Consider the following 7295-nt stretch of genomic DNA (forward strand, 5'->3'; position numbering starts at 1 on the left):
GGGCTGGGGCGGTGGCTGGGCCGCCGGGGGCGCCGGGGCCGCAGCGATGCCCGTCGCGCAGCCCGCCTGGGGCCGCAGCGCCCTGGGCGATGATCGGCCCGCCGGCATGGCGGGCATTCCGGTGGCGCGGGCACCGGCCCGCAGCGAGCCGGCCGTCAGCGCCAGCGGGGCCGAGATCCGCACCGGCATGGCGGTCTTCCACGCCAAGTTTGGCGAAGGCCGGGTGCTGGCCATCGAAGGGCAGGGGGCCGATGCCCGGGCCCAGGTGGACTTCCGGCGCCACGGCACCAAATGGCTGGCGCTGGCCGTTGCCAAGCTCACCCCCGTGGCCTGAACCTCCGACCGCTGTCCACCGCATCCATGAAGACTGCCGCCGACCGACAGGCCCTCGTGCTGGGGGCTGGCATGATTGGCACTTGCACCGCGCTGCACTTGCAGCAGCGCGGCTACGACGTCGTGCTGGTCGACCGCCGCGAGCCGGGGCAGGAGACGTCCCTGGGCAACGCCGGCCTAATCCAGCGCGAGGCGGTGGAACCCTACCCGTTCCCGCGCCAGTGGGGCAAGCTGCTGCAGGCCGCCCTGGGCCTGGGGGTGGATGTGCACTACCACGTGTCAGCGTTGCCGTCCCTGGTGCGCCCGCTGTGGCGCTATTTTCGCGACTCCGGGCCGACGCGGTATCCGCGGCAGGTGCAGGCCTATGCCCGCCTGATCGAGCATTGCCTGAACGAGCACCGGCCGTTGATCGAGCAGGCCGGCGCGGCCGAGGCGGTCCGGCCGATTGGCTACCTGGACGTGTACCGCACGGGGCGCGTGTGGGAGGCGGCCGCGCGCGACGCCGAGCGACTGGCGCAGACGTTTGGCCTGCGTTGTACCGTGCTCGATGCGGCCGGACTGGCCCGGGCCGAGCCGGCGTTGCGCCACCCGCTGGCGGGGGCCGTGCACTGGCAGGATCCCTGGTCCGTGCGCGATCCAGCGGAGCTGGTCAGCGCTTATGCGCGGCTTTTCGTGCAGCGTGGCGGCCGTCTGGTCCGGGGCGACGCCACGGCCCTGACCCCACATGGGCGGGGGTGGCGCCTGCCCTTGCCGGACGGGGCCATCGAGGCCCCGGTCGCCGTGGTGGCGCTCGGGCCGTGGTCCGACACCCTGTTGCAACGCTTGGGCTACCGGCTGCCGCTGTTCGTCAAACGCGGCTACCACCAGCATTACACCGGGGGAGGGGCCTTGCAGCGGCCGGCATTGGATGCCGAGCGGGGCTTCGTCCTGGCGCCCATGCGCCGGGGTTTGCGCCTGACCACGGGCGCCGAATTTGCCCACCGCGACGCGCCCGCCACTCCAGTGCAGGTGCGCCGGGCCGAGGCCGCCGCGCGCGAGTTGATGGATCTTGGCCAGGCGCGGGACGAGCCGCCCTGGCTGGGGGCACGCCCCTGCACGCCGGACATGCTCCCCATCATGGGGGCGGCGCCGCGCCACCCAGACCTGTGGTTCAACTTCGGGCATTCGCACCAGGGCTTCACCCTGGGGCCGGTGGCCGGCCGTTTGCTGGCGGAGATGATCGCGGGTGAGCCGCCCTTCGTCGATCCGACGCCGTACCGCCCCGAGCGGTGGGGCTGAGGGTTCAGGCCGGAGGCTCGCCCTCATCGGTCAGAAAGCTGTCGCGGAAAGTGAAATATAGCGACGTGAAGAAGGCCGCGCTCAACAGCGACGCCGCCGGGAGCACCAGAACCTGCATCGCCGCCGCCCCACCCAGTGCGGACGCCAGCACCACGAGCACGAGCGATACCCCGAAGAACACCGCCGACCAGCCGAGCATGAACACCAGCAGCGCCCCTTTGTTGGTCCAGCAGGCCACCAGACTGAAAAACAGGCTCTTAACCGGGTGGATGCCGTGCCAATGGACCAGGGCCGGCGCATGCCAGAACAGCAGTCCCAGAGGAATGTAGAGGACCGCCTGCCAGGCCAGATTGCGCAGCACGGCCGGCTCGGTCAGCGCCGTCTCGGCCCCTTCGAGGGACGCATCGGCCGGCGCGCCGGACAGCCACGCGGCCAGCGTCATCACCACGACCGACCCCAGGGCGTACAGCCCGCCGAGCAGCAGCATCGCCCGCACGCGCTCGCGGCCGGCGCGAAAGGCGCTCGCCAGCACCGTGGGCATCGGGAAGCGGCCCCTGTCCGCCTCTTTGGTCGCGGCCATCAGGCCCAGGGTGGCGGCCGGCAGCAGCGCCAGGGCCAGGGGCGCGCCCAGCACCGGCACCATGGCGAGCACGCTCACCCCCATGATGAACAGGAAGAACAGCCCCGCCATGGCCAGGGGCTGGCGAAAAAATGTGCGCAGGCCCAGCCGGACCCAGAGCAGGCCGGTGCGGGCGGGGACGCGGTGCAGCTTCATCGGGGGTGGGCGCGGGTCAACACTCGGCGAGGCGGGCGCGCAGCACCCGCTCGAAGTGGGTGGGGTCGTGCGGCTTGAGCACGGCCGCCTGCCGCGGCAGGTACCAGTCCCACAGGCGCGAGATCCAGAACCGCAGCGCACCGGCACGGCGCATCGCAGGCAGCAGCTCGCGCTCGGCAGCGGTCAGCGGGCGGACCGACTGGTAGGCATCGAGCAGGGCCTGCGTGCGCACGGGGTCGGTCGTGCCGTCGGCCAGGTCGATGCACCAGTCGTTCAGACACACCGCAATGTCGAACAGCCAGGTGTCGCAACCCGCGAAATAAAAATCGAACAGACCGCTGAGGCGCCCGTCCTCGAACATGGCGTTGTCGCGGAACAGGTCGGCATGGATGGGACCACGCGGCAGGCCCTGGTAAGCGGGGGTGGCGGCGATATGGTTTTGATAGGCCAGCTCGGCCGTCAGCAGCGTCGTTTGCTCCGGGGTGAGGTGGGGCACGATCACGGGCACCGTCTCGTTCCACCACGCCAGCCCCCGCAGATTGGGCTGCTCGCGGTCGTAGTCCCGCCCCGCCAGGTGCATGCGTGCCAGCATCGCGCCGAGCTGGGCACAGTGCTCGGGGCCAGGGGCCAGCTCGTGGTGGCCACGCAGCCGGTTGACCACGGCGGCTGGCTTGCCCCGCACCGTGTGCAGGATGGCACCGCTCGCATCGGCCTGCGGATCGGGCACGGGTATGCCTTTGCCGGCCAGATGCTTCATCAGGTACAGATAGAAGGGGAGTTGCTGCGCGCTCAGCCGCTCGAACAGGGTCAGCACCCACTCGTACCGCCGGCCGTCACGCTCGGTGCTGACGAAGTAGTTGGTGTTTTCGATGCCCCCGGCGCAGCCGGCCATATCGACCAGGCTACCCAGGCCAAGCCGCCGCATCAGGTCCGCGGTCTCGTCGCGGCCCACCTCGGTGAAGACGGCCATGGCGGATCAGAACGCAAGCACGCGCCAGCGGCGCAATCCGGCCCCCGAACGCTCATCCCCGACGCCAGGGTCGATCGGCCGAACCTCGTAGCCCGGCAGGGCGGAGCGGGTGCGCACGTCGATCGCTCGGGTCTGGCCGCCCACCCGCAGCTCCTCGATGCGGCTGTGGCCGTCCTGGTGTACCAAACGTTCGACCTTGGGTTCCGGCGCCGTGGAGGTCGCAGGGGCGCCGTCGGCGGGCTGTGCCGTGGCCGCGCAGGCGAACAGCAAGGCGGCCACCCCGAGGGCGTGGTGCAGGGGCTGGGCGTATCCGGCGGCCGCGGCATGGCGCCGGCCGTCGCGGGCGGTGGGGCGGGGCGGTTGGAGCATGACGCGCCGATTGTAGGCAATCGACCATGCACAATAGCGCGATGACCGACCGCGACCCCGACGCCCCGCTGCTCGTGCTGGTGGATGGCTCCAGCTACCTGTACCGCGCCTACCACGCCATGCCCGACCTGAGGGCCGTGCCCGGCGATCCCACCAGCCCCGCGACCGGGGCGATCCGCGGCATGATCAACATGCTGCAGGCGCTGCAGAAGGAACATCCTTCCGACCACATCGCCGTCGTGTTCGATGCGGCCGGGCCGACGTTTCGCGACGCCCTGTATCCGGACTACAAGGCGCACCGAGCGCCGATGCCGGATGACCTGCGCGCCCAGATCGCCCCGATCCACGAGGTCATCCGGTTGCTCGGTCTGCCCGTGCTCGACGTGCCCGAGGTGGAGGCCGACGACGTGATCGGCACCCTGGCCAAGACGGCTGCATCCCGTGGCTGGCGCGTGATCGTCTCCAGCGGTGACAAGGACCTGAGCCAACTGGTGGACGACCGCATCACCATCATCGACACGATGACGGGCAAGGTGCGCGACGTCGCGGGGGTGGAGGCGGAGTTCGGCGTGCCGCCCCGGTTGATGGTGGACTTTCAGACCCTGGTTGGCGATGCGATCGACAACGTACCCGGCGTGGACAAGGTCGGCCCCAAGACGGCCGCCAAGTGGCTGCAGACCTACGGTTCGCTCGACGCCATCGTGGCGCGCGCCCACGAGATCAAGGGCGTGGCCGGCGACCATCTGCGGCGCGCCCTGGACTGGCTGCCCACCGGCCGCCAATTGCTGACGATCCGCACCGACTGCGACCTGGATGGCCATGTGCCCGGCCTGCCGTCGCTGGAGGCGCTGCGCAAGTGCGCCCCCGACACCGAGGCGCTGCGGGCGTTTTATCAGCGCTATGGCTTCAAGGGGCTGGCCCGGGCGCTGGGCGGTGAAGGCGACGCGGCCGCTGCCCCCACCCCCGCGGCGGCGCAGGGCACGCTGTTTAGCGATCCGCCGCCCACGCCCGCCCTGCGCTACGAGACGGTGCTGGACTGGGCCACGCTCGATGCGTGGCTGGTCCGCCTGCGCGCCGCGCCCCTGGTGGCGCTGGACACCGAAACGACCTCGCTGGACGCGATGCGCGCCCGCCTCGTGGGCCTATCGGTCAGTGTCGCGCCCGGGGAGGCGGCGTACATCCCCCTCGCCCACGACTACCCGGGCGCGCCGGCACAGTTGCCGCTCGACGCGGTGCTGGAGCGGCTGCGGCCCTGGCTGGAGGATGCCGCCGCCCCCAAGTGCGGCCAGCATGTCAAGTACGACCGGCATGTGTGGGCCAACCACGGCATCGCCGTGCGCGGCTACGTCCACGACACGCTGCTGCAGAGCTATGTGTTGGAGGTGCACAAGCCCCACAACCTGGAAAGCCTGGCCGAACGCCATCTGGGGCGCTGCGGCCTGAGCTACGAGGATTTGTGCGGCAAGGGGGCGGCGCAAATCCCGTTTGCGCAGGTGCCGCTGGAGCGCGCCGCCCCCTACGCCTGCGAGGATGCGGAAATGTGCCTGGCCGTGCATCGGGTGCTGTGGCCCCGCCTGCAAGCCGAGCCGGCCCTGCAGCGCATCTACGAGCTGGAGGTGGCCGTCTCCGACGTGCTGTTCCGCATGGAGCGCCAGGGCGTGCTGATCGATGCCGAGGCGCTGCATCGGCAGAGTCAAGTCCTGGGCGAGCGCATCACCGCGCTGGAGGCCGAGGCACACGCACTGGCCGGCCAGCCCTTCAACCTGGGTTCGCCCAAACAAATCGGCGAGATTTTCTTTGGCAAGCTGGGCCTACCCGTGGTCAAAAAGACCGCGACCGGCGCCCCCAGCACCGACGAAGAGGTCCTGGAAAAACTGGCCGAGGACTATCCGCTGCCGGCGCGCATCTTGGAGCATCGCAGCCTTTCCAAGCTCAAGGGCACCTACACGGACAAGCTGCCCGGGATGATCCACCCCGCCACGGGGCGGGTGCACACCCACTATGCGCAGGCCGTGGCCGTCACCGGGCGGCTGGCCAGCAACGACCCCAATCTGCAGAACATCCCCATCCGCACGCCCGAGGGGCGGCGCATCCGCGAGGCCTTCGTGGCGCCCCCGGGCTGGTCCATCGCCAGCGCCGACTATTCGCAGATCGAGCTGCGCATCATGGCGCACCTGAGCGAGGACGCGGCCTTGCTGCGCGCGTTTGCCGAAGGGCAGGATGTGCACCGCACCACGGCAGCCGAGGTGTTTGGCCTGTCGCCGGAGCTGGTCAGTCCCGAGCAACGCCGCTATGCCAAGGTCATCAACTTCGGCCTCATCTATGGTATGAGCGCCTACGGCCTGGCCAAGGCGCTGGGCATTGACGCGACGGCGGCCAAAAACTACATAGAGCGCTATTTCGAGCGGTTTGCCGGGGTACGCCACTACATGGACCGCACGCGGGCCCAGGCCAAAGCGCGCGGCTATGTGGAGACCGTGTTCGGCCGCCGCCTGGTGCTGCCCGAAATCAACTCCCCCAACGGACCGCGGCGCAGCGCGGCCGAGCGCGCGGCCATCAATGCGCCGATGCAAGGCACGGCCGCCGACCTGATCAAGATGAGCATGGTCGCGGTGCAGCGCGCGTTGGACGAGCAGCAGCGCCGCACGCGCATGGTGCTGCAGGTGCACGACGAACTGGTGTTCGAGGTGCCGCCGGAGGAAATCGACTGGGTGCGCACCGAGGTGCCGCGCCTGATGGCGGGCGTGGCCACGCTGCGCGTGCCGTTGGTGGTCGAGGTGGGCGTCGGCGCCAACTGGGAGCAGGCGCACTGACGGCGCGCTGCCTACGGGTCAGGGCGGGCTGCCGCTCGTTGCGGTGGCCAGTCCGATCAGCTGGGCCTGCTGTGGCCCGTATGCCTCGGCGCTGAGGCAGTCGGCAGCCAGCAGCTTCTGATAAACCGCTGTGGCGGTCGGTGGCGGCAGCATGGCGCGCAGGTAGCGTGTCAGCGTCAACTGCTGCGCACGGCTGAGTTCGGTCGCGCAGGTCTGGTGGCCAAAGTCCGCGTCGGGCGGAATCTGGCTGAACACCACCCGCGCCGCCGTCGGGCCGTCGGCCATGTGCCGCTGGGCACCGGCGGCAAACACCAGCCAGCAGGGGGTGCGGCACAGACCGCCGGGCGGCAGCGCCGTGTCCCAACCCCGGTTGCGCACCATCGCGCCGACCGTGATGGCATCGCCCACGGCCCCGTCCAGGGCACCGAGCACGAGCGTGCGACTTTCGCAGCGCTGCCGGTCCACCGCATCCAGGGCTTGGCGCAAGCGGGGCACGGCGTCGGCATGGAGCACACCCTGCCAGTGCACCTCGCAGGCCGCGCCGACCTGCGTGGCGGTCACCGATCCCTCGCTGTAGCCGAAGTCGCGGTCCGCCGCGGTCGGCGCCGCCTCGGTGCCGGGGCGCGGCGCCGGCGTGCCACAGCCTGCCAGCGCGGCGAGCACAGCCAAACTCGCCCCCCAAGCCGACGACCGCCACCGCCGACGAAGAAAGGTGCGGGCGGCGCGGGCGGTTCGCCGCCCGTCCGTGGGGGGCGGC

The 7295-nt window shown here is 70.8% G+C and carries 6 protein-coding genes and 1 pseudogene; 3 read left to right on the forward strand and 4 right to left on the reverse strand.

The features are described 5' to 3' along the window. Together V7026_RS10555 and V7026_RS10560 are read left to right on the forward strand one after the other, a co-directional pair. Positions 1 to 334 (forward strand): annotated as a pseudogene (locus tag V7026_RS10555) (DNA helicase II); the annotation flags it as partial. Between the two features lie 26 nt (positions 335 to 360). Then, on the forward strand, positions 361 to 1611 hold the full coding sequence (locus tag V7026_RS10560) for an NAD(P)/FAD-dependent oxidoreductase (protein WP_334155347.1): 1251 nt from the start codon (positions 361 to 363) through the stop codon (positions 1609 to 1611). 4 nt (positions 1612 to 1615) lie between these two features. Here V7026_RS10560 and V7026_RS10565 read toward each other — a convergent pair whose 3' ends face one another. The 3 genes from V7026_RS10565 to V7026_RS10575 are packed head-to-tail and all read right to left on the reverse strand — an operon-like array spanning position 1616 to position 3725. Beyond that, a complete protein-coding gene (locus tag V7026_RS10565) occupies positions 1616 to 2386 on the reverse strand; it encodes a BPSS1780 family membrane protein (protein WP_334155348.1) in 771 nt (256 codons plus the stop codon). A gap of 16 nt (positions 2387 to 2402) precedes the next feature. Beyond that, positions 2403 to 3356, reverse strand: coding sequence for a homoserine kinase (locus tag V7026_RS10570; protein ID WP_334155349.1), 954 nt, complete (start codon positions 3354 to 3356; stop codon positions 2403 to 2405). A 6-nt stretch (positions 3357 to 3362) separates the two neighbouring features. Next, a complete protein-coding gene (locus tag V7026_RS10575) occupies positions 3363 to 3725 on the reverse strand; it encodes a hypothetical protein (RefSeq protein ID WP_334155350.1) in 363 nt (120 codons plus the stop codon). Positions 3726 to 3766: 41 nt separating this feature from the next. On the opposite strand from V7026_RS10575, the gene polA reads away from it, so the two are divergent. Then, entirely contained in the window at positions 3767 to 6538 is a 2772-nt protein-coding gene (polA, locus tag V7026_RS10580; RefSeq protein WP_334155351.1) for a DNA polymerase I, read from the forward strand. Positions 6539 to 6556: 18 nt separating this feature from the next. Here polA and V7026_RS10585 read toward each other — a convergent pair whose 3' ends face one another. Further along, entirely contained in the window at positions 6557 to 7207 is a 651-nt protein-coding gene (locus V7026_RS10585; protein ID WP_334155352.1) for a hypothetical protein, read from the reverse strand. Positions 7208 to 7295 lie beyond the last annotated feature (88 nt).

This window comes from Tepidimonas sp., assembly GCF_036825565.1.
In the GTDB taxonomy this organism is placed as follows: Bacteria; Pseudomonadota; Gammaproteobacteria; order Burkholderiales; family Burkholderiaceae_C; genus Tepidimonas.

Coding starts and splice junctions, on each gene's coding strand:
- V7026_RS10560 (WP_334155347.1), top strand. CDS start 361: ATGAAGACTGCCGCCGACCGACAGGCCCTCGTGCTGGGGGCTGGCATG.
- V7026_RS10565 (WP_334155348.1), bottom strand. CDS start 2,386: ATGAAGCTGCACCGCGTCCCCGCCCGCACCGGCCTGCTCTGGGTCCGG.
- V7026_RS10570 (WP_334155349.1), bottom strand. CDS start 3,356: ATGGCCGTCTTCACCGAGGTGGGCCGCGACGAGACCGCGGACCTGATG.
- V7026_RS10575 (WP_334155350.1), bottom strand. CDS start 3,725: ATGCTCCAACCGCCCCGCCCCACCGCCCGCGACGGCCGGCGCCATGCC.
- polA (WP_334155351.1), top strand. CDS start 3,767: ATGACCGACCGCGACCCCGACGCCCCGCTGCTCGTGCTGGTGGATGGC.